General features: G+C 71.8%; 21 protein-coding genes. 13 read left to right on the top strand and 8 right to left on the bottom strand.

From position 1 onward, the window contains the following. Positions 1-13 precede the first annotated feature (13 nt). Together pyrE and HGK68_RS14280 are read left to right on the top strand one after the other, a co-directional pair. Positions 14-577 carry an orotate phosphoribosyltransferase gene (pyrE, locus tag HGK68_RS14285; protein WP_169167145.1) on the top strand — a complete coding sequence of 188 codons (564 nt, stop codon included), beginning with the start codon at positions 14-16 and terminating at the stop codon, positions 575-577. Further along, positions 574-1,296, top strand: a complete 723-nt coding sequence (locus HGK68_RS14280) for a hypothetical protein (protein WP_169166563.1) — start codon at positions 574-576, stop codon at positions 1,294-1,296. The genes pyrE and HGK68_RS14280 overlap by 4 nt, the downstream gene beginning before the upstream one ends. A gap of 4 nt (positions 1,297-1,300) precedes the next feature. Here HGK68_RS14280 and HGK68_RS14275 read toward each other — a convergent pair whose 3' ends face one another. Together HGK68_RS14275 and HGK68_RS14270 are read right to left on the bottom strand one after the other, a co-directional pair. Next, positions 1,301-2,101 (bottom strand): HAD-IIA family hydrolase, encoded by an 801-nt coding sequence (locus HGK68_RS14275; protein ID WP_169166562.1) that lies wholly within the window; start codon positions 2,099-2,101, stop codon positions 1,301-1,303. Then, complete coding sequence (locus tag HGK68_RS14270) at positions 2,098-2,784, bottom strand: VTT domain-containing protein (RefSeq protein WP_169166561.1); 687 nt, start codon at positions 2,782-2,784, stop codon at positions 2,098-2,100. Before HGK68_RS14270 ends, HGK68_RS14275 begins: the two co-directional genes overlap by 4 nt. Positions 2,785-2,846: 62 nt before the next feature. Between HGK68_RS14270 and HGK68_RS14265 the strand changes: the two genes are divergently transcribed. Next, on the top strand, positions 2,847-3,467 hold the full coding sequence (locus HGK68_RS14265) for a TrmH family RNA methyltransferase (protein ID WP_246260403.1): 621 nt from the start codon (positions 2,847-2,849) through the stop codon (positions 3,465-3,467). Positions 3,468-3,508: 41 nt separating this feature from the next. Here HGK68_RS14265 and HGK68_RS14260 read toward each other — a convergent pair whose 3' ends face one another. Continuing rightward, positions 3,509-4,825, bottom strand: coding sequence for an MFS transporter (locus HGK68_RS14260; protein WP_169166559.1), 1,317 nt, complete (start codon positions 4,823-4,825; stop codon positions 3,509-3,511). Between the two features lie 115 nt (positions 4,826-4,940). Between HGK68_RS14260 and HGK68_RS14255 the strand changes: the two genes are divergently transcribed. From HGK68_RS14255 to fbaA, 5 genes are all read left to right on the top strand, one after another. Further along, positions 4,941-7,190, top strand: coding sequence for an FAD-dependent oxidoreductase (locus tag HGK68_RS14255; protein WP_169166558.1), 2,250 nt, complete (start codon positions 4,941-4,943; stop codon positions 7,188-7,190). Positions 7,191-7,207: 17 nt separating this feature from the next. Continuing rightward, positions 7,208-8,002, top strand: a complete 795-nt coding sequence (locus HGK68_RS14250) for an IclR family transcriptional regulator (protein WP_169166557.1) — start codon at positions 7,208-7,210, stop codon at positions 8,000-8,002. 146 nt (positions 8,003-8,148) lie between these two features. Further along, positions 8,149-8,658 carry a GNAT family N-acetyltransferase gene (locus HGK68_RS14245; protein WP_169166556.1) on the top strand — a complete coding sequence of 170 codons (510 nt, stop codon included), beginning with the start codon at positions 8,149-8,151 and terminating at the stop codon, positions 8,656-8,658. Between the two features lie 37 nt (positions 8,659-8,695). Further along, positions 8,696-8,893 (top strand): hypothetical protein, encoded by a 198-nt coding sequence (locus HGK68_RS14240; protein ID WP_169166555.1) that lies wholly within the window; start codon positions 8,696-8,698, stop codon positions 8,891-8,893. A 90-nt stretch (positions 8,894-8,983) separates the two neighbouring features. Further along, entirely contained in the window at positions 8,984-10,006 is a 1,023-nt protein-coding gene (gene fbaA / locus HGK68_RS14235; protein WP_169166554.1) for a class II fructose-bisphosphate aldolase, read from the top strand. A 185-nt stretch (positions 10,007-10,191) separates the two neighbouring features. Here fbaA and HGK68_RS14230 read toward each other — a convergent pair whose 3' ends face one another. Then, positions 10,192-10,599, bottom strand: a complete 408-nt coding sequence (locus tag HGK68_RS14230; RefSeq protein WP_425483652.1) for an STAS domain-containing protein — start codon at positions 10,597-10,599, stop codon at positions 10,192-10,194. A gap of 180 nt (positions 10,600-10,779) precedes the next feature. On the opposite strand from HGK68_RS14230, the gene HGK68_RS14225 reads away from it, so the two are divergent. Further along, positions 10,780-12,882, top strand: a complete 2,103-nt coding sequence (locus HGK68_RS14225) for a SpoIIE family protein phosphatase (protein WP_246260401.1) — start codon at positions 10,780-10,782, stop codon at positions 12,880-12,882. 22 nt (positions 12,883-12,904) lie between these two features. Here HGK68_RS14225 and HGK68_RS14220 read toward each other — a convergent pair whose 3' ends face one another. Continuing rightward, entirely contained in the window at positions 12,905-13,270 is a 366-nt protein-coding gene (locus HGK68_RS14220; protein WP_169166552.1) for an STAS domain-containing protein, read from the bottom strand. 104 nt (positions 13,271-13,374) lie between these two features. Here HGK68_RS14220 and HGK68_RS14215 point away from each other — a divergent pair, with 104 nt between their 5' ends. Together HGK68_RS14215 and HGK68_RS14210 are read left to right on the top strand one after the other, a co-directional pair. Next, entirely contained in the window at positions 13,375-13,797 is a 423-nt protein-coding gene (locus tag HGK68_RS14215; RefSeq protein ID WP_169166551.1) for a DUF3151 domain-containing protein, read from the top strand. A 119-nt stretch (positions 13,798-13,916) separates the two neighbouring features. After that, the gene (locus tag HGK68_RS14210; RefSeq protein WP_169166550.1) at positions 13,917-15,203 is read left to right on the top strand and encodes an adenylosuccinate synthase; all 1,287 of its coding nucleotides are present in this window, start codon (positions 13,917-13,919) and stop codon (positions 15,201-15,203) included. 132 nt (positions 15,204-15,335) lie between these two features. On the opposite strand, the gene HGK68_RS14205 is transcribed toward HGK68_RS14210, so the two are convergent. Then, positions 15,336-16,664 (bottom strand): MFS transporter, encoded by a 1,329-nt coding sequence (locus HGK68_RS14205; RefSeq protein WP_169166549.1) that lies wholly within the window; start codon positions 16,662-16,664, stop codon positions 15,336-15,338. A gap of 63 nt (positions 16,665-16,727) precedes the next feature. On the opposite strand from HGK68_RS14205, the gene HGK68_RS15985 reads away from it, so the two are divergent. Then, the gene (locus tag HGK68_RS15985) at positions 16,728-17,315 is read left to right on the top strand and encodes an ArsR/SmtB family transcription factor (protein WP_206155759.1); all 588 of its coding nucleotides are present in this window, start codon (positions 16,728-16,730) and stop codon (positions 17,313-17,315) included. A gap of 21 nt (positions 17,316-17,336) precedes the next feature. On the opposite strand, the gene HGK68_RS14195 is transcribed toward HGK68_RS15985, so the two are convergent. Continuing rightward, complete coding sequence (locus tag HGK68_RS14195; protein WP_169166548.1) at positions 17,337-18,230, bottom strand: glucose 1-dehydrogenase; 894 nt, start codon at positions 18,228-18,230, stop codon at positions 17,337-17,339. Positions 18,231-18,357: 127 nt separating this feature from the next. Here HGK68_RS14195 and purD point away from each other — a divergent pair, with 127 nt between their 5' ends. Next, on the top strand, positions 18,358-19,608 hold the full coding sequence (gene purD, locus HGK68_RS14190; RefSeq protein WP_169166547.1) for a phosphoribosylamine--glycine ligase: 1,251 nt from the start codon (positions 18,358-18,360) through the stop codon (positions 19,606-19,608). A 31-nt stretch (positions 19,609-19,639) separates the two neighbouring features. Here purD and HGK68_RS14185 read toward each other — a convergent pair whose 3' ends face one another. Beyond that, complete coding sequence (locus HGK68_RS14185; protein ID WP_169166546.1) at positions 19,640-19,858, bottom strand: SCO4848 family membrane protein; 219 nt, start codon at positions 19,856-19,858, stop codon at positions 19,640-19,642. Positions 19,859-19,879 lie beyond the last annotated feature (21 nt).

Raw genomic sequence — 19,879 nt, 5'->3', positions numbered from 1 at the left:
CGTGAACACCGCCATGTCTCCCACCCCGCGCGAGCAGCTGCGCGACCTGATCACCGAGCTGGCCGTCGTACGCGGCAAGGTCACGCTCTCCTCCGGCAAGGAGGCCGACTACTACGTCGACCTGCGCCGGATCACCCTGCACCACCGGGCAGCGCCGCTGGTCGGGCACGTGCTGCTGGACCACCTGGAGGAGGTCGGGCTGGGCACCGCCGACATCGAGGCGGTCGGTGGCCTGACCCTGGGCGCCGACCCGGTGGCGACCGCCCTGCTGCACGCCGCCGCGTCGCGTGGCCAGGACCTGGACGCCTTCGTGGTGCGCAAGGAGGCCAAGGCGCACGGCATGCAGCGCCGGATCGAGGGTCCGGACATCGCCGGTCGCCCGGTGGTGATCCTGGAGGACACCTCGACCACCGGCGGTTCGCCGATCGCCGCGCTGGAGGCCGCCCGGGAGGCCGGTGCCGATGTGCGCGGCGTCGCGGTGATCGTGGACCGGAACACGGGTGCGCAGCAGAAGATCGAGGCCTACGGCGTGCCGTACCACTACCTGTTCAGCCTGTCGGACCTCGGCCTGGCGTGACCCCACGCAAGCTCGACCCAGTCCCGCTGACCCTGCTGGTCCTGGCGGTGGTGGGTGGGGCCGGGGCCGCCGCGCTGGACGGTGCGGACCGGGGATGGGCACTGCTCGTCCTGATCCCGATGATCGCGATCATCGGCGTCTCCATGCTCCGGACCCGCCTCCGGCAGCGTCGCGCCACCGTCACGGACTGGGCGACCCGCAACGGCTGGTCCGCGGTGGCCGCCCCGGACGGGCCGTGGCGCGGGTCGCCGCCGTTCTCCGAGCCGACCGGCCGGGCCAGCGAGGAGCTGGGCAGGTCGTACCGCGGTTTCCCGGTGAGCTCGTTCACCTGGACCTGGAACGGTCGTCGTCGCCCCGGCACCAGGACCACGCCGCAGCACCAGCGACACGTCATCGTGCTCGAGCTGCCGGGTGACGGACCGGTGGTGCAGCTGACGCCGCGCATTCTCGCGTCGACCCTCGAGTTGATGCCCGAGTCGCCGACGGGCGATCAGCGCTTCGACGCGGTCTGGCACGTCGGGTCGGCGCAGCCCGGGGCCGTGGCGCTGGACGAGCAGCTGCGCAACCGGTTGCTGCGCGAGGACGCCCAGCTGCAGGTGCTGCGGTTCGAGGGCGGCAGCGCACTGTCCTGGACGGTGGGGGAGACCGACGTCGAGCGGATCCTGCCGCGGGTGGCCACGCTGTGGGCGCTCGCCGACCTGCTGGGCCGGACGGCCTGACCGCTCAGCCCTGGGACGCCCACTCCGGCACCCGGGGCACCAGGTCGGCGATCGAGTCGAAGACCTGGGTCGGTCGGAACGGATACCGGGCGACGTCCTCCGGGCGGGTGGACCCGGTGAGCACCAGGAAGGTGCGCAGACCCGCCTCGATCCCGGCGACCACGTCGGTGTCCATCCGGTCGCCGATCATCGCGGTGGTCTCGGAGTGCGCGTCGATCCGGTTCAGGGCGGAGCGGATCATCATCGGGTTCGGCTTGCCGACGAAGTACGGCTGGCGACCGGTGGCGGCGGTGATCATCGCCGCGACGGCTCCGGTCGCGGGCAGGTCGCCCTCCTGGCTCGGGCCGGTCACGTCCGGGTTGGTCGCGATGAAGCGCGCGCCGCCCTGGATCAACCGGATCGCGCGGGTGATCGCCTCGAAGGAGTAGGTCCGGGTCTCGCCCAGCACCACGAAGTCCGGGTCCGCCGAGGTCAGGGTGTACCCGGCCTCGTAGAGCGCGGTGGTCAGCCCCGCCTCGCCGATCACGTACGCGGAGCCGTTCGGCATCTGGTCGGTGAGGAACTGCGCGGTCGCCAGGGCGGAGGTCCACAACGACGACTCGTCGATGTCGATCCCGGAGCCCGCCAGCCGGGCCCGCAGGTCACGCGGGGTGAAGATCGAGTTGTTGGTCAGCACCAGGAACGGCAGTCCCGCGTCCCGCAGGCTGCGCACGAACTCCGGTGCCCCCGGCAGCGCGACGCCCTCGTGCACCAGCACCCCGTCCATGTCGGACAGCCAGGAGCTGATCGGCCGGGTGGTCGTCATGCCGCGTTCCGTTCCCGCTTGGCGTCCCGGCGTGCGCGCAGGATCTCGATGCCCATCGGGATCACCGACACCAGCACGATCAGGACGATCAGCGCCTCGATGTTGTCCTTGACGAACTGGATGTTGCCCAGCGCGTACCCGAGCAGGGTGACGCCCACACCCCAGAACAGCGCGCCGAGCACGTTGAAGGACACGAAGTGCTTGTAGGACATCTTGCCGACGCCCGCCGCGACCGGGGCGTAGGTCCGCACGATCGGCACGAAGCGGGCGATGATGATCGTCCGGCCGCCGTACTTGTCGAAGTACTTGTAGGTCTCGTCGATGTACTTCTGCTTGAAGATCCGCGAGTCGGGGCGGGAGAAGAGCTTGCGACCGCCCTTGGCGCCGATGAAGTACGCCACCTGGTCACCGGCGAACGCCGCCACGAAGATCAGCAGGCAGAGCAGCCACAGCGGGAAGTCGAGCTGTTGCTGCGCGACCAGCGCCCCGGCGGTGAACAGCAGCGAGTCGCCCGGCAGCAGCGGGAACAGCAGTCCGGTCTCGATGAAGACCACGATCACGATGCCGATCAGCGCGTAGGTGCCGAAGGAGGCGATCAGGTGGTCGGCGTTCAGCCAGTCGGGTCCGAGCATGGGCTGCGGTCCCACCATCGGGAGGGCGGCCAGGGCGGTCGTCAAGGACATGACCCTCAGCGTACGGCGATCGTGTGTCCGATCTGTGCCCGCCGGGCTGCCAGGATGTGCCGGTGACCGAGGACGACGAGCAGCAGCCCCGCGAGGTGGGCGTGGGCCCGTGGATCGGGCCGCTGCCGGACGACCCGCGCTACGACCCGGAGCTGCTGGCCGCGGGGGACCGGCGCAACGTCGCCGATCAGTACCGGTACTGGACGGTCGAGGCGATCGTCGCCGACCTGGACACCCGGCGGCACCCGTTCCACATCGCGATCGAGAACTGGGCGCACGACCTCAACATCGGCTCCGTGGTCCGGACCGCGAACGCCTTCAACGCGGCGGGGGTGCACATCGTCGGCCGTCGTCGATGGAACCGCCGGGGCGCGATGGTCACCGACCGCTACCTGCACGTGCATCACCACCCGAGCGTGGACGACCTGCTCGCCTGGGCCGACGACGCCGGGCTGCCCGTGCTGGGCATCGACAACACCCCCGGATCGGTGCCGCTGGCGGACTACCCGATGCCGCGGGCGTGCGTGCTGCTGTTCGGCCAGGAGTCGGTCGGTCTGACCGAGGCGGCGCAGCAGCGGGCCGAGGCCGTGCTGCACATCCAGCAGTACGGGTCGACCCGGTCGATCAACGCGGGCGCGGCGGCGGCGATCGCCATGCACACCTGGATCGTGCGGCACGCCTGACGGTCCGGACGTCCGGACCGTCAGGCGTGATCGAACTGGGGTCAGCTGCGGGTCAGCGGCTCCCGGGCGGTCTCCCGGGCGCGGAGCACGACGACCAGGGTGATCGCGGCGGCGGCCATCACGTAGAACGCCGGGGCGAGGTTGTTGCCGGTCCGGGTGATCAGGAAGGTCGCGAAGGCCGGGGTGATCCCACCGAAGACCGCCACCGAGATGTTGTAGGCGATGGACATGCCGCCGTAGCGGATGTTGGTCGGGAACAGTTCGGCCATCGCCGCGTTCATCGCCCCGTCGTAGGCGGCCATGAAGACGCCGAGCAGAGCCATCGCCAGGGTGGCGGCCCAGAAGTGCCCGGAGCCCATCAGCATCAGGGTCGGGTAGCTGAACAGCACGAAGCCGGCGCAGCCGAAGATCATCACCGGACGGCGGCCGATCCGGTCGGAGAGCAGGCCGAACACCGGCACCAGGGCGGCGATCACGATGAAGCCGATCACGGTGGCGCCGTAGGCCACGGTGGCGCTGTACCCGAGGTCCTGCTTGAGGTAGCTCGGCATGAAGGTCTGCAGGATCCAGTGCCCGACGGCCTTGATCACCACGAAGCCGACGCAGAACAGCAGCGCCTTCCAGCCCTTGGTGATCGACTGGCGCAGCGGGTTCTTCACCGTGTCGCCGGAGGCCTTAGCGGCCTGGAACTCCGGGGTGTCCTCCAGCTTGGACCGCAGGTAGAGGCCGATCAGGCCCAGCGGCAGCGCGAGCATGAACAGCACCCGCCACGCCCAGCCGTTCAGCACGTCCTCACCGGCCAGGGCGGTGACCAGGAAGACCAGGCCGCCACCGACGATGAAGGCAGCGAAGCCGAAGACGTCGATGAAGCTGGTGACGAAGCCGCGCCGGTTGCTCGGGGCGTACTCGGCGAGCAGGGCGGTCGCTCCGGAGCTCTCGCCACCGGCCGCGAAGCCCTGCACCAGTCGCACCACCACCAGCAGGATCGGTGCGAGCAGCCCGACCGACTGATAGGTGGGCAGCAGGCCCATCACGAAGGTCGCGCCGCTGGTCAGCAGGATCACCGAGGCCAGGGTGGTCTTCCGGCCGATCCGGTCGCCCATCGACCCCCAGAACAGACCCCCGAGCGGTCGCATGATGAACCCGGCGCCGAAGATCGCGAAGGTGGACAGCATCGCCGCCTGCGGGTCGCCCTCACGGAAGAAGTGCATCGAGATGACGGTGGCGAGGGTGCCGTAGAGCCCGAAGTCGAACCACTCGACGAAGTGCCCGGCACCGGCGGTGAGGATCACCTTCCGCATCCGGCTCTGGCGGTCCTGATCGCTCAGGGGCGGTGCGCTGCTGACATCGGTCGTCATCGGATCCTCACTTCGTTGTGGAGTGGCTGGCGCTGGCGGCAACGTAGCACTGCTCGGCATGGCAGTACCACTGAATGGCAATCATGTTCCGCTGAACGGGTATAGCCTCGTCGCCATGCAGTCACGCAACGCAGCGTTCGATGTCGTCGTCATCGGTGGGGGGCTGGCCGGCACCGCCGCCGCCGTCGCCGCCGCCCGCCTGGGCTCCCGGGTCGCCCTGCTGACCAACCGCCCGGTGCTGGGCGGGAACTCCTCCAGCGAGATCCGGGTCTGGGTGGTCGGTGCCACGGCGCACGGCACCCAGCGCTTCGCCCGGGAGACCGGGATCATGGGCGAGCTGTTCCTGGAGAACCAGTTCCGCAACCCCCAGGGCAACGCCATCTACTGGGACCAGGTGGTGCTCGACCTGGTGCGGGCGGAGCCGAACGTCTCCCTGCACCTGAACACCGACGTGCGCACCGTGACGATGGACCCCGACGACCCGACCCGGATCGCCTCGGTCACCGGCTGGACGATGGGGTCGGAGATCGAGACCACCTTCACCGCGCCGGTGTTCCTCGACTGCACGGGTGACGGGCTGATCGGCGCGCTGGCCGGGGCCGAGCACCGGATCGGGCGCGAGGGCCGCGGCCGGTACGACGAGCCGTGGGCGCCCGAGACCGACGACGACGAGCTGCTCGGCTCCTCGATCTTCTTCTCGACCCACGACACCGGGAAGCCGGAGAAGTTCGTGCCGCCGAGCATCGCCCGGGACATCGCCAGCACCCCGATCCTGGCGAACCGCGCGATCCGCACCGGCGACAACGGCTGCAACTACTGGTGGATCGAGTGGGGCGGTGAGCTCGACACGGTCGCCGACAACGAGCGGATCCGGGACGAGCTGTGGAGCGTGGTCTACGGCATCTGGGACCACATCAAGAACTCCGGCAGCTTCGACGCCGACAGCCTGACCCTGGACTGGGTGGGGGCGATCCCCGGCAAGCGCGAGTACCGCCGGTTCGTCGGCGACCACACCCTGACCCAGCACGACCTGCTGGAACAGCGCAGCTTCCCCGATGCGGTGGCCTACGGCGGCTGGTCCATCGACCTGCACCCGGTCGAAGGCGTCTACGCGGAGAAGGCCGGGGCGCAGCAGCGCTACACCAACGGCACCTACGACATCCCGTTCCGCAGCCTGTACTCGGCGAACGTCGGCAACCTGCTGTTCGCCGGGCGGGACATCTCCGCCTCGCACATCGCCTTCGGGTCGACGCGGGTGATGGCGACCTGCTGCACCCAGGGCCAGGCAGCCGGCACCGCCGCACACCTGATCAGCTCCCAGGGACTCACCCCCCGGCAGCTCGGCACCGAACCGGAGCACACCCGGTTGCTCCAGCAGACCCTGATCCGCGCCGACGCCCCGCTGATCGGGGTCCGGGCCGACGACCCCAGCGACCTGGCACCCCGGGCGACGGTCACCGCGAGCAGCGAGCTCACCGTCCTGAGCACCCTGCCCTACCCGGTGGACGGCGGCTTCGACCTCGACCGGGACGCCGCGATCGTCCTGCCGGTCGACCCCGCGGTGGACATCCTGCGTCTGCGCACCGACGCCGACGCGGCGACCACCCTGCGCGCCGAGCTCTGGTCCACCGTGAAGCCGCAGAACTACGTCCCGGTGCGGCACCTGCGCTCGCTGACCGGGCAGGTGCCCGCCGGTGCCGGGGAGACGGTGCTCGAGCTGGATCACCACGGCACCGAGAACGTGATCCTGGTGCTGCGGGCCACCCCCGGGGTCCGGCTGCCGCTGACCACCGGCCACCCGTACGGGGTGCAGATCATGCGGGCCAAGCACGCCGGCGACGCCGCCTTCGACGACCACATCCCGGACGAGCAGGACCAGCCGGTCACCGACTGGGACGCCCGGACGCTGCGCGGGCGCTCGTTCGCGTTCAGCGTGGACGCCGCCTCCGACGCCTGGCGCGCGAGCCGGGTGGTCGATGGCTACCAGCGACCCTTCGGCGGCCCGCACCTGTGGTCGACCGCACCGGGGGCGCTGGACCACAGCCCGGCGACCCTGGACCTCACGTGGCCCGAGCCGGTCACCATCACCGAGGTCGACCTGGTGCTCAACGACGACGTGGACGCCGACCTGATCAACCTGCACCACCACCGCACCCACTGGGACGCGGTGCCCGATCTGGTCCGCGACTACCGGATCGAGGCCCTGGTCGACGGGGAGTGGGCGGTGCTCGCCGAGGTCACCGACAACCGGCACCGCCACCGGGTGCACGCGGTGGCGCCGACGGTCACCACCGCGGTGCGGCTGGTGGTGACGGCGACCAACGGATCACCCGCCGTCACGGTGTGCGCCGTCAAGGTGCACTGACTGCCACACTGACTGCCATGCCGCCGAACACGCCGCCGAATCAGAGCATCGAGCGGGCAGCCCTGGTGCTGCGCGCCCTCGGGTCGGCGGAGACCGGTGCCCTGCGCGCGTCGGACATCGGGCGGGCGATCGGACTCGGGCCGTCCACCACCAGTCGGCTGCTCGCCACGCTGGAGGGCCTGGACTATGTCCGGCGCGACCCGGTCAGCCAGGAGTACCGGATCGGCACCGCGGTGCTCCTGCTCGCCAGCCAGGGCCTGAACCACGACCCGGTGCACCGCGAGTCGCGCGCCGCCGCCCAGGAGCTGGCGCACCGCACCGGGCTCACCGCGAACGTCGCCGTCCGCGACCGTGACCACGCCGTCTACCTGTGCCACTTCGAGGGCTCGCTCACCCGCAAGTCGCACACCATGATCGGCATGGGCCAACCGCTGCACGCCTCCGCCCTCGGCAAGGCCCTCCTGCTCGACCTCACCCAGGCCGAACGCGAGGAACTGCTCGGCGACCTGGAGCGCTACACCGACCGGACCCTCACCGACCACGACGCGCTGACCGCCGACCTGTGCACCTCCGCCGCCCGGGGGTGGTGCTTCGAGGACCAGGAGCTGGCGCTGGGCAGGTTCTGCGTCGCGGTGCCGATCCGGAACGCCGCCGGTGCGGTGGTCGCCGCGCTGTCGATCTCCGGCGGGATGACGGTGCTGCGCGACCGGGACCTGGCCGCGATCACCGAGGACCTGATCGAGGTGGGGGACCGGATCAGCGTCGGGCTGGGCATGCTGGGGGCGGTGCGGACATCGGCCGGGCGGGGGTGACGGGCGGCTCGCACGCGCGGGGCCGACGGGGCGCGGACCGCGGCAGGGGACGTCCGCCTGTCCACCGGGCGGCCGGTCGGGGCGTGGTCCCCAGAACGGCACGACGGCCCTCGCGCTGAGGTGATCGCGGGGGCGACGGTCGGGGCATGACGATCCAGATCGCGGCATGGGACCGGCCGCTGGCACGGACAGGACCGTTCAGTTGCGGCGAACCGGCCCTCGATCGGTGGTGGCGCGAACAGGCGGGCCAGGCGGAGCGGCGTGGCAGCGTGCGGATTCGGCTGGCGGTGATCGACGGACGGGTAGCGGGGTTCTGCGCGGTGACGGTCGGTGCGCACGACCCGGGCGCCCTCGGCGGCCGCTGGCGCAAGCGGCCCGCGCCGGTGCCGGTCGTGATCATCGCCCGGCTCGCGGTGGCGTCACCTCGCCAGGGATCAGGTGTCGGCACGGCGCTGCTGCTCGACACGTTCCGCCGTCTGGACGTCGTCGCCGGAGACCTCGGCTTCGAGGCGACCACCGTTACCGCGAAGGACCCGGGTCTCGTCCCCTACTACTCACGCTTCGGTTTTCAGCCCTCACATGAGCACGATCCACTGCTCTATTTGCGCGTGAAGGACCTCCCTGGTGCTGGACGCGACCGCTGGCAGCGGGCCTAGCGTGCTTGAGCACACGCAGTGATCGAGAGGGCATCCCATGAGACTGAGACGACGCAGGGGCTACTACGAGACGGGCCGGATCAGGTTGTCGGCCAAGGCCATCGCCGACATCCGTGCGGGCAACGAGGGGCCGCCGCGCCGGAACCTCGCCCTGGAACGCACGATGCAGAAGATGCGCGACGCCGGGTGGGAATGGGGTGACGGGCCCGACGGTCCGTACATGCGTAAGCCCTGACACCCCCTGGGCACAGGGTCCCGTCCACGCATCGCCGAGAACGTGCCAGACTTTGACCGATAGCGAACCCTTCCGACAGGAGCTGCCGCGATGCCCATCGCAACCCCCGAGGTGTACGCCGAGATGATCAGCCGGGCCAAGGCGGGCAAGTTCGCCTACCCGGCCGTGAACATCACCTCCTCCCAGACTGTCACCGCGGCGCTGCAGGGCTTCGCCGAGGCCGAGTCCGACGGCATCCTGCAGGTGTCGGTCGGTGGCGCGGAGTACGCCTCCGGGTCCACCGTCAAGGACCGGGTCTCCGGCTCCCTCGCGCTGGCCGCCTACGCCCAGGAGGTCGCGAAGGGCTACGGGATCACCGTTGCCCTGCACACCGACCACTGCGTGAAGAAGAACCTGGACTCCTGGGTCCGTCCGCTGCTGGCCCTGGAGGCCGAGCAGGTCAAGCGCGGTGAGAACCCGACCTTCCAGTCGCACATGTTCGACGGTTCGGACATCCCGCTGGACGAGAACCTGGTCATCGCCGCTGAGCTGCTCGAGCTCTCGCAGGCCGCTCGCACCATCCTCGAGATCGAGGTCGGCGTGGTCGGTGGCGAGGAGGACGGCCACGAGGCCGAGATCAACGAGAAGCTCTACACCACCGCCGAGGACGGCCTGGCCACCGTGCGTGCGCTGGGTGCCGGGGAGAAGGGCCGCTACCTGACCGCCCTGACCTTCGGCAACGTGCACGGCGTGTACAAGCCGGGCGCGGTCAAGCTGCGTCCGTCGATCCTCGCGGACATCCAGAAGGCCGTCGGCGCGGAGATCGGCAAGGAGTCGCCGTTCGACCTGGTGTTCCACGGTGGGTCCGGCTCGACCGCCGAGGAGATCGCCGAGGCCGTGGACAACGGTGTCATCAAGATGAACATCGACACCGACACCCAGTACGCCTTCACCCGCCCGGTCGTCGGCCACATGTTCTCCAACTACGACGGCGTGCTGAAGATCGACGGCGAGGTCGGCAACAAGAAGGCCTACGACCCGCGCGCCTGGGGCAAGCTGGCCGAGGCCGGCATGGCCGCCCGCATCGTCGAGGCCAGCCAGCAGCTGCGTTCGGCCGGCCAGCGCATGCGCTGAGCCTGCCCGGCGTCCGCGCCGAGCACGGGTGATCACCTGATCACCGGCTGACAGCACGAGGCCCCGTCCACCGATCTGGTGGGCGGGGCCTCGTCGTCGTTCCGGACCGGACGCGGTTCCGCTACCCGGTCGCACCCGGTCGCACTGGGTCGCACCGGGGCGCGCCGGGGCGCGCCGGGCGCGGCTCAGGGCTGGCGGTCCTCCACCACGTCCAGCAGCTCGCCGATCCGGGTGATCTCCAGCAGGAACTGCACGGTCGGCGGCACGTTGATCAGCCGGATCCGGTGCTCGGTGCGCTGCGCCAGGCGGGCGAGGAAGGCCACGCCCGAGGAGTCCATGAACGTGACGTGATGCGCGTCGATGTCGATCGGCAGCCCGGCCGCCTCCGCGTCGTCACCCGCCTGCGCCAGATCAGCACCCAGGTCGGCGTCCACCTCGCCGGACAGCACGATGCGGGTGCGGTCGGCCGTGCTGATCACGTGGACCGAGCCCGGCTCGCCGGCGTCCTGCGCCGTGATGGTGTCCGGGGAGGGATCATCCGCCCGGTGACCCGTGCTGGGATCGTTCGGCGGGGTGCTGTTACCGTCGCGCACGGTGCTCCTCTCGTCCGGTTCACGGACCGGATGACTGACCCGTCATTCTGCCCTGGGGTACTGCCTCGCGGGAACGCTAGACGATCGGAGGTGGTGGTGGTCAATTCTCTGGACCCTGCCGCAGCCGACGCGACCGTGAACCCGACTCCGGGGTCGACGCCGGACCCGACAGTGGCCGCGGTGTCGACCCCGACGGTCGAGGCGATCCTGGACGGCACCTCGCGGTTGGCCGGGCTGCCGGTGCTGGTCGCGGCTGCCGAGCCGCCGGTCTGGCCGGTGGTGTTCGCGAACCCCGCGTTCACCGAGCTCACCGGGCTCACGCTGGCCGACTTCGCGGACGCGACCGGACCGGTGGCCGAGGCGATCGGTGACTCCTCGGCATTGGACGAGATCCGCGCGGCGATGACCGCCGGGCAGTCGTCGAGCATGCTGCTCCGGTTGCCCAGCGCCGACGGCGGTCGGCTGTGGGCCCGGGCGGTGATCACGCCGGTGTCGGACACCCCGGGGGTGATCTCGCACTGGCTCGCGGTGATGGTGGACGTCTCGGCCGAGGTCGAGCGCGATGCGGTGCTGTCGGCCGAGGTGGAAGGTGCTCGACGGGAGAGTGCCGCCCTCGGGCTGGTCGCCCGGGTGTCGGATCTCATCATGGACCTGGAGGACCCGGGCGGTCTGCGGGACATCGCGGAGCTGCTCGGTGCGAGCGTGGTGCGGTGGGCGGCGTTCTACCTGGACGACTCCGGTCTGCACCACGCGGACGGGGTGGCACAGGACCGCCCCGCGCGCCGAGCGGTGGCGCCCGGCCCGTCCAGCGGTCACCCGCGCCGGTTCGACGGCGGGAGCCTCGACCCGGTGCAGCGGCTGCTGGACGAACCGCGCGAACCGGTGGTGCTGGAGTTGGAGGCGACCGAGCCGGGTACGGCCTCCGGGTGGCTGGCGGCGGATCTGCGGACCCGGATGGCCGGGACGGTGGCGGAGGGCGCCGAGCAGGTCCTGGTGCTGCCGGTCCCCGGCCGACACCGGGTGCTCGGCGTGATGGTGGTGGTGCTGCGACCGGTGGAGGGCATCGGCGATCCAGACACCCGGACCGTGCTGACGCTGACCGCGCGCCGGGTGGGCCTGGCGGTGGAGAACGTGCGGCTGTACGCCCGCGAACACCGGGTGGCCGAGACCCTGCAGCGCGCGATGCTGCCCGAGCAGGCCGAGGTCGACGGGCTGGACGTGTGGTCGTACTACGCGCCGAATGTGGTCTACGCCCAGGTCGGCGGCGACTGGTACGACGTGGTGCAGATCGAGCCGGACGTGGTCGGCGTGGTGATCGGCGACGTGGTCGGGCACGACGTGGAGGCCGCTGCGGCGATGGGTCAGCTGCGGTCGATCGTCCGGGCCTACGCCTTTGAGGTCGCCGAGCCCGGTCGGGTGCTGGAACGGGTGGACACCCTGGTCGCCGGGATGCGGATCCCGCGCTCGGCGGGTCTGGTGCTCACCACCCTGACCCGCACCCGGTCGGAGTCGGGATGTCCGTCGTGGCGCCTGGCGTACTCCCGGGCCGGGCACCTGCCCGCGCTGCTGGTGCGCGCCGGGAGCGTGACCACCCTGGACGGCGCCGGCGGCGCGCTGGTCGGGTTCGGGAACGGCCCACGCCGGACGGCCGAGGTCGATCTGGAACCGGGCGATGTGCTGATCTTCTACACCGACGGTCTGATCGAGCGTCGTGCCCGCTCGCTGCGGGACGGGCTGACCGCGCTGCAGCAGGTGGCGGGCGGAGCGACGGCGGTGGACGCGGCCGGGATCGGCGAGGAGCTGTTGTCCCGGCTGGCGGACGGCCCGGAGGACGACGTCGCGGTGGTGGTGGTCCGGGTGCCGGACCTCTCCGACGGCAGCGGGGTTGCCGGGAACGTGCGCAGTCGGCGCTGGCAGCTGCCGAGCGAGGCGGCGTCGATCGCCCGTGCCCGGCACGCGGTGGTCCGCACCTGTGCGGCCTGGGAGCTCGGCGATCCGGCCAACGCGGAGCTGGTGGTCTCGGAGCTGGTGGCGAACGCGGTGCTGCACGGCTGGGGCCGGGTCACGCTGCGGCTGCACGACACCGGTGAGGGCCTGCGGATCGAGGTCGAGGACTCCAATCCGGTGCCGCCGGTCGCCACCGAGGGCCATCCGGGCCGGATCGGCGGCTTCGGGATGCGGATCGTGGAACGGCTGGCCGACTGGGGGTGGCGGCCGTCCCGTGCCGGGAAGGTCGTGTGGGCGCGGGTGCGTCCCGAGGTGGAGCCGCTCGCCGCGCGGTGACCGTCGGGTCGGACCGGGGGCCTCAGACGGTGGTGCCGGCCTCCGAGGCCGCCGCGTGTTCGTCGTCCCGCTCGGGACACTCGTGGTCGTTGTCCAGCCGGAACAACTCCAGGGCGCCGCAGACCTCCAGCACGAAGAGGTCGCGCGGGTCGGCGCCCCGCAGCACGGTCGCCCCGCCGCGCTTGCGCGAGGAGTCGGCGAGCGAGATCAGGAACGCGGCCCCGGTGGAGTCCATGAACGTGACCCCGCACATGTCGATCACCAGCAGTTGTCGGCGCAGGCCGACCACGCGCGCGGTGATCTCCGGGAACTGGTCCCGCTCGGCCAGGTCCAGATCGCCGCTGATGGCGATCGTGGTGGTGGCGGCCGAGGTGGCGATCTCGATCATCGATCCTCCGGCGCGGGGCGGGTCAGGGGCAGGGGTCCGATCCACGCGCGCAGTGAGCCTAATCAGCGCTCGTCCAGTCCGCACGCCGGTGTCAGACTGGTGGGATGAGCGGAGCCAACCTGTTGCAGCCCGACCCGACCCTGCTGCCGGAGGGCGCCGACGGCGACGCCCGCGTGGTGCTGAGCTCCGGCGGTGACCCGCGGGAGGCCGCGCGGCAGGTCCCGGCGTCGTCGCTGGCCTGGGCGCTGCTCGCCGAGCGGGCGCTGGCCGACGAGGGCGACCCGGTCGCCGCCTATGCGTACGCCCGCACCGGCTATCACCGTGGCCTGGACGCGCTGCGGCGCGCCGGGTGGCGCGGGCAGGGTCCGATCCCGGCCGACCACCGGCCGAACCAGGGCTTCCTTCGGGCGCTGCTCGCGCTGGCCGAGGCGGCGGAGGCGATCGAGGAGGACGAGGAGGCGGACCGGTGCGCCCAGTTCCTGCTCGACTCCGGCACCTCGGCGGCTGAGGTCGCCGAGCTGCGCTGAGCGCGGGTTCGCTAGCATCTACCGATGGTGCGCGGCTGCCTGCTGCCCTGCGCCCGGACCGTCCGCTGGTTGATGTCATCGCGGGGTCCGACGCTGGAGCGGGCGGGAGTGGTGAGGACATGCCGGCAGTCGTGGTGCTCGGGACCCAGTGGGGCGACGAGGGCAAGGGCAAGGCCACCGACCAGCTCGGGTCGCGGATCGACTACGTGGTGAAGTTCAACGGCGGCAACAACGCCGGGCACACCGTGGTGGTCGGTGGTGAGAAGTACGCGCTGCACCTGCTGCCGAGCGGCATCCTGTCGCCCGGTGTGGTGCCGGTGATCGGCAACGGCGTCGTGGTCGACATCGAGGTGCTCTTCGAGGAGATCGACGCTCTGGAGGCCCGTGGGGTCAGCGCCGAGCGGCTGCTGGTCTCCTCGGCGGCGCACGTGATCGCGCCCTACCACCGCACGTTGGACAAGGTGACCGAGCGCTTCCTCGGCAAGCGGAAGATCGGCACCACCGGCCGTGGCATCGGCCCGGCCTACGCCGACAAGATCAACCGGGTCGGCATCCGGATCCAGGACCTCTTCGACGAGAAGATCCTGCGGCAGAAGGTCGAGGGCTCCCTCGACCAGAAGAACCACCTGCTGCTCAAGGTCTACAACCGGCGCGCGATCACGGTGGACGAGACGGTCGAGGACCTGCTGCGGTTCGCCGAGCGACTGCGGCCCTACGTGGCGGACACCCCGCTGGTCCTGAACCGGGCGTTGGACGAGGGCAAGACCCTGGTGTTCGAGGCGGGTCAGGCGACCATGCTCGACATCGACCACGGCACGTACCCGTTCGTCACCTCCTCCTCGGCGACCGCCGGGGGCGCCTGCACCGGTTCCGGGGTGGGACCGACCCGGATCGACCGGGTCGTCGGCGTAGCGAAGGCGTACACCACCCGGGTCGGCGAAGGGCCGTACCCGACCGAGCTGTTCGACGCCGACGGTGAGTGGCTGCGGCAGACCGGCGGCGAGTTCGGCACCACCACCGGTCGTCCGCGGCGCACCGGCTGGTACGACTCGGTGGTGGCCCGCTACTCGTCGCGGGTGAACGGGCTGACCGACATCGTGCTGACCAAGCTCGACGTGCTGACCGGCCGGGACACGATCCCGGTGGCGGTGGCCTACGACGTCGACGGTCGGCGGGTGGACGAGATGCCGGACGACCAGAGCGACTTCCACCACGCCAAGCCGATCTACGAGTATCTGGACGGCTGGACCGAGGACATCTCCGGTGCGCGGGAGTTCGACGACCTGCCGCTGAACGCCCGTCGCTACCTGGAGCACCTGGAGCAGCTGTCCGGCTGCCGGATCTCCGCGATCGGCGTCGGCCCGGGCCGCGAGGCCACCGTCACCCGGCACGACCTGCTGGCCTGAGCCTGGTTCGGGCCTGAACTGAGGTCGGGTTCACGCCAGGACCAGGCCGAGGGTGACGCGCGCGGGCGCTCACGGCCTACGGGACGAGCCCGCGACCCGGACTCAGCTCTGGGTCGCGGGCTCGTCCTCTGTTCAGGCGGACTCGATGTCCCGTTGCCGGACGGTGGCGAGGGGGTAGGCCAGGATCAGCAGCGCGACCACCGCGGAGCCGACCAGTGCGGTGGCCAGCCCGGCGGTCTCGGCGACCACGCCGCCCAGCAGCGCACCCAGCGGCATGAGGCCGTAGCCGATTGCCCGGGACGCCCCGCCCACCCGGCCGAGCAGTCGCCCGGGGATCAGTCGCTGGCGCAGCGCCTGGCTGAGCACGTTGGACGCGGTGCTGGCCAGGCCGATCAGACCGAGGGCGGCGCCGATCACCCACGGGTTCGGCAGCAGCACCGGTACCAGGAGCAGCAGCGGCAGCACCAGCCAGCCGCCGAGCAGGGTGCGGATCTCCCCGAGCCGTCGGGTCAGCGGCTCGACCAGCACCGATCCGGCGACGGCGCCGATCGCGGTCACGGTGGTGAGCAGCGGGTACAGGCCGGCGTCCAGTCCGACCCGCGACCCGGGCCCGACCACCCAGAGCACCAGCATCGTGCTGTACGCGGTGAAGCACATGTTCGAGATGGAGCCGCTCACCAGCAGCGGGCGCAGCACCCGGTGACCGAACAGTGCCCCCAGTCCCTCGCGCAGCTCCCGCCACGCGCGCTCCATCGCACGCTCCTCGGTGGCGGTGGCGGTGGCGGTGGCGGTGGCGGTGGCGGTGGCGGTGGCGGTGGCGGCGGGATCGGGGTCGGCCGGGTCGGCGGGCGCGGGGCGGTAGGGGCCGCGGAGGGCGAGCAGCAGGATCAGAGCGGCGACGGCGGCGATCAGGGCGGGGGCGCCGAAGGCCCAGACGGCACCGAGAGCGAGGAGAAGCCCGGCCAGGGGTGCGCCGACGAAGGCGGCGGCGACCTGCTGGGCGGCGATGATCCGGCCGTTCGCGGCGGCGAGTCGACTGCGCGGGACCAGGTCGGGCACCAGCGCCGCTTCGGCGAGGTCGACCAGCACGTCGGTGACGCCGTAGAGCAGCAACAGCACGACCAGCGCGGTCATCGACATCGAACCGGTCGCAGCCAGGACGGCCGCGACCGTCAACAGGGCGACGCGGGCGCCGAGCGCGATCGCCTGCATCCGGCGGCGGTCGGTGCGGTCGACCAGCACGCCCGCCCCTGCGCCGAGCACCAGCCAGGGCAGCCAGGCGGCGGCGGTGAGCAGGGCGATCTGGCCGGGGGAGCGGGTCAGCGTCAGCGCGTAGAGCGGTGCGGCGGCCTGGACCACGCCGTCGGCGAGGTTGGCGGCGGTGGTGCTGCCGAGCAGGGCGGAGAACCGGCGGCCCAGGGGCTCGGTCGGTGCCTCGACGGTGGCGGTGTCGGTCGTCATCGGTCCTCGCTAGGCTGGGAGAGAAGTTTCTGCAAAGAAGTCTCTGCAAAGGTATCTCTGCACATGCCCGAGGTCAATGCCTCCGCGCTCAAGGCGCTCGCCCACCCGCTGCGCACCGCCATGCTCAGCCGTCTGATGGACCACGGATCGGCGACCGCGACCCAGCTGGCCAAGGAACTGGGCGAGAGCACCGGCCAGACCTCGTACCACCTGCGCCAGCTGGAACGGCACGGTCTGGTCGAGGACGATCCCGAGCACGCGGGCGGACGGGAACGCTGGTGGCGGCCGGTCGAGTTCCGGGCGCAGGTGGCCGAGCTCCGCGATGACCCGCAGGGCAGGGCCGGGTTGGACAGTGCCCGGCAGTGGGCGCTCGCGGACCGGGTCCAGGTGCTCAGCCGGTGGGGTGCGCAGGCGTTCGACGACAGCATCTGGTCCGAACCGGCCACGATGCTGACCACCGGCGGCCGCCTCACCGTCGAGGAGGCCGAAGAGCTCAGCGCGGCGCTGGAGGACGTGGTCCGCACCCATCTGGAGCGCGCCCGCGAAGCCGAACAGCGGGAGGCCGGTCAGCCCGGGGCCGGACACGACGACGCGGATGCGGCTCGGCGCCGCATCCGCGTCTATGTGGACGTCATCCCCGTCGTCGACTGACGGGGCGGTGGTCAGCGGTGGTCAGGGGGTCGGCATGCCGCCGTTGACGTTCAGGGTCTCGCCGGAGACGTAGCTGGACTCCTGGGACGCCAGGAAGACGTACGCCGGGGCGAGCTCGGCGGGCTGACCGGCGCGGCCGAACGGCGTCTGCTCGCCGAACTCCGGCAGCTTCTCCGGCGGCTGACCGCCAGCGGTCTGCAACGGCGTCCAGATCGGGCCGGGCGCGACCACGTTCACCCGGATCCCCTTCGGGGCCAGCTGCTGGGCCAGCGCCTTGGAGATGGTGTTGATCGCCGCCTTGGTGGTGGCGTAGTCGACCAGGATCGGCGCCGGCTCGTAGGCCTGGATCGACGAGGTGTTGATGATGCTGGCGCCCTTGGGCAGGTGCGGCAGCGCCTCCTGCACGATCCAGTACAGCGCGTAGACATTGGTCTTGAAGGTCTCGTCGAAGGACGCCGAGCTGAGGTCGGCCAGGTCCTCGACGAACTGCTGCCGTCCGGCGATGTTCGCGATGATGTCCAGACCGCCCAGCTCGTCGACCGCGGTGTGCACCAGGGAGCGGGCGTAGGTCTCGTCGGCGACGTCCCCGGGGGCGAGCACCGCGGTGCGACCGGCGTCCCGCACCAGCTGCGCGATCCGCTCGGCGTCCTCCTGCTCCTCGGGCAGGTAGGACAGCACCACGTCGGCGCCCTCGCGGGCGAAGGCGATCGCCACCGCCGCGCCGATCCCGGAGTCGCCGCCGGTGATGAGGGCCTTGCGCCCGGCCAGGCGTTCCGCGCCGCGGTAGGTCTCCTCGCCGTGATCGGCCCGCGGGGTGAGGTCGGCGTCGAGTCCCGGACCGTCCTGGCTCTGCTCCGGCGGCTGCGGCATCGGGTACTGGGCGATCGGGTCCTGGAAGGTGTACTGGTCGGCCATGATGACTCCTCCGCGCGATGGGGTGAAAGCAAACGACGCCCACCGTCACAGGACGGTGAGCGCCGCGCTGGTTCGATCCTCAGACCGCGCCGCCGGGGCCGCAACCGGACTGGGTAGGGTCTGCGGCGTGAAGATCCTCATCGTCGGCACGGGGGCGCGGGAGCACGCGCTGGCCCGCTCGCTGTCCCAGGACCCTGCTGTCACCGAGCTGCACGCGGCACCCGGGAACCCGGGCATCGCCGCTGTCGCCACCCTGCACCCGGTCGACCAGCTGGACGGCGAGGCGGTGGCGGCGCTCGCGACCCGGTTGGGGGCGGACCTGGTCGTCGTCGGCCCGGAGGCACCGCTGGTGGCCGGGGTCTCCGACGCCGTGCGCGCCGCCGGGATCCCGGTGTTCGGCCCGAGCGCCGCGGCCGCGCAGCTGGAGGGGTCGAAGGCCTTCGCCAAGGACGTGATGTCCGCCGCCGGGGTGCCGACCGCGGAGCCGCGGGTCGTGACCGAGCCCGGGCAGATCGATGCGGCGCTGGATGCCTTCGGGGCGCCCTACGTGGTGAAGGACGACGGACTCGCGGCGGGCAAGGGGGTCGTGGTCACCGACGACCGGGACGCCGCGCACGCCCACGCCGCCGAGTGCCTGGCCAAGCCCGGCGGCCGGGTCGTGGTCGAGGACTACCTGGACGGTCCCGAGGTGTCGTTGTTCGTGCTCTGCGACGGCAGCCGGGTCCTGCCGCTGGTCCCGGCACAGGACTTCAAGCGGGTGGGCGACGGGGACACCGGGCCGAACACCGGGGGGATGGGCGCGTACTCGCCGCTGCCGTGGGCCCCTGAGGAACTGGTGGCCGAGGTGGTCGCGCAGGTGGCGCAGCCGACGGTGGACGAGATGGCCCGGCGCGGCACCCCGTTCGTCGGCGTGCTCTACTGCGGCCTCGCGCTGACCAGCTCGGGCACCCGGGTGGTGGAGTTCAACGCCCGGTTCGGCGACCCGGAGACCCAGGTCGTGCTGGCCCGGCTCGCGACCCCGCTGGCCGGGGTGCTGCACGCCGCGGCGACCGGTGCGCTGGACACCGTGCCGCCGCTGCGGTGGCGGGACGAGGCGGCGGTGACCGTGGTGGTCGCCGCCCACGACTACCCGGCTGCGCCGCGCACCGGCGACCCGATCACCGGGCTGGCCGAGGCGGAGGCGCTGCCCGGGGTGCACGTGCTGCACGCCGGGACGCGGCAGGACGGCGACGCGGTGGTCTCCGCCGGAGGGCGGGTGCTGTCGGTGGTGGGTGTCGGGGCGGACCTGGCGGACGCCCGGACCGCCGCCTACGCCGGGGTGGACCGGATCGCCCTGGCCGGCTCGCACCACCGGACGGACATCGCGGCGCGGGTGTGACGAACGGGCGGGTCCGGCGGCGCGGGCCGGGCTAGACCAGGCCGAGCACGCCCAGTACCACCAGGGCGACGCCGAACAGCAGCGAGACGCCGATCAGCACCAGGTGCACGGTGAGGAACCGGGTCGGCCGACCGTCGGCGTCCCGCGAGCGCGGGTCCTTGGCGATCCGCTGCCCGAACCGGGGCCAGACCAGCAGGTTCCACAGCCCGGCGACCAGCACCAGCAACGACCAGGGGACGGAGAGCTCCATCCACCGAGCATCGCACGGCGG

It is taken from the genome of Cellulomonas taurus (assembly GCF_012931845.1).
Classification (GTDB): domain Bacteria; phylum Actinomycetota; class Actinomycetes; order Actinomycetales; family Cellulomonadaceae; genus Cellulomonas; species Cellulomonas taurus.
This window is presented reverse-complemented; position numbering and strand designations above follow the sequence as displayed.

Bases quoted from the DNA above. Each gene is read 5' to 3' on its own strand.
- HGK68_RS14260 (WP_169166559.1), bottom strand. From the start codon at position 4,825: ATGACGACCGATGTCAGCAGCGCACCGCCCCTGAGCGATCAGGACCGC.
- HGK68_RS14275 (WP_169166562.1), bottom strand. From the start codon at position 2,101: ATGACGACCACCCGGCCGATCAGCTCCTGGCTGTCCGACATGGACGGG.
- HGK68_RS14205 (WP_169166549.1), bottom strand. From the start codon at position 16,664: ATGACGACCGACACCGCCACCGTCGAGGCACCGACCGAGCCCCTGGGC.
- HGK68_RS14220 (WP_169166552.1), bottom strand. From the start codon at position 13,270: ATGATCGAGATCGCCACCTCGGCCGCCACCACCACGATCGCCATCAGC.
- fbaA (WP_169166554.1), top strand. From the start codon at position 8,984: ATGCCCATCGCAACCCCCGAGGTGTACGCCGAGATGATCAGCCGGGCC.
- HGK68_RS14215 (WP_169166551.1), top strand. From the start codon at position 13,375: ATGAGCGGAGCCAACCTGTTGCAGCCCGACCCGACCCTGCTGCCGGAG.
- HGK68_RS15985 (WP_206155759.1), top strand. From the start codon at position 16,728: ATGCCCGAGGTCAATGCCTCCGCGCTCAAGGCGCTCGCCCACCCGCTG.
- HGK68_RS14255 (WP_169166558.1), top strand. From the start codon at position 4,941: ATGCAGTCACGCAACGCAGCGTTCGATGTCGTCGTCATCGGTGGGGGG.
- HGK68_RS14185 (WP_169166546.1), bottom strand. From the start codon at position 19,858: ATGGAGCTCTCCGTCCCCTGGTCGTTGCTGGTGCTGGTCGCCGGGCTG.
- HGK68_RS14240 (WP_169166555.1), top strand. From the start codon at position 8,696: ATGAGACTGAGACGACGCAGGGGCTACTACGAGACGGGCCGGATCAGG.
- pyrE (WP_169167145.1), top strand. From the start codon at position 14: ATGTCTCCCACCCCGCGCGAGCAGCTGCGCGACCTGATCACCGAGCTG.
- HGK68_RS14245 (WP_169166556.1), top strand. From the start codon at position 8,149: ATGACGATCCAGATCGCGGCATGGGACCGGCCGCTGGCACGGACAGGA.
- HGK68_RS14250 (WP_169166557.1), top strand. From the start codon at position 7,208: ATGCCGCCGAACACGCCGCCGAATCAGAGCATCGAGCGGGCAGCCCTG.
- HGK68_RS14210 (WP_169166550.1), top strand. From the start codon at position 13,917: ATGCCGGCAGTCGTGGTGCTCGGGACCCAGTGGGGCGACGAGGGCAAG.
- HGK68_RS14270 (WP_169166561.1), bottom strand. From the start codon at position 2,784: ATGTCCTTGACGACCGCCCTGGCCGCCCTCCCGATGGTGGGACCGCAG.
- HGK68_RS14195 (WP_169166548.1), bottom strand. From the start codon at position 18,230: ATGGCCGACCAGTACACCTTCCAGGACCCGATCGCCCAGTACCCGATG.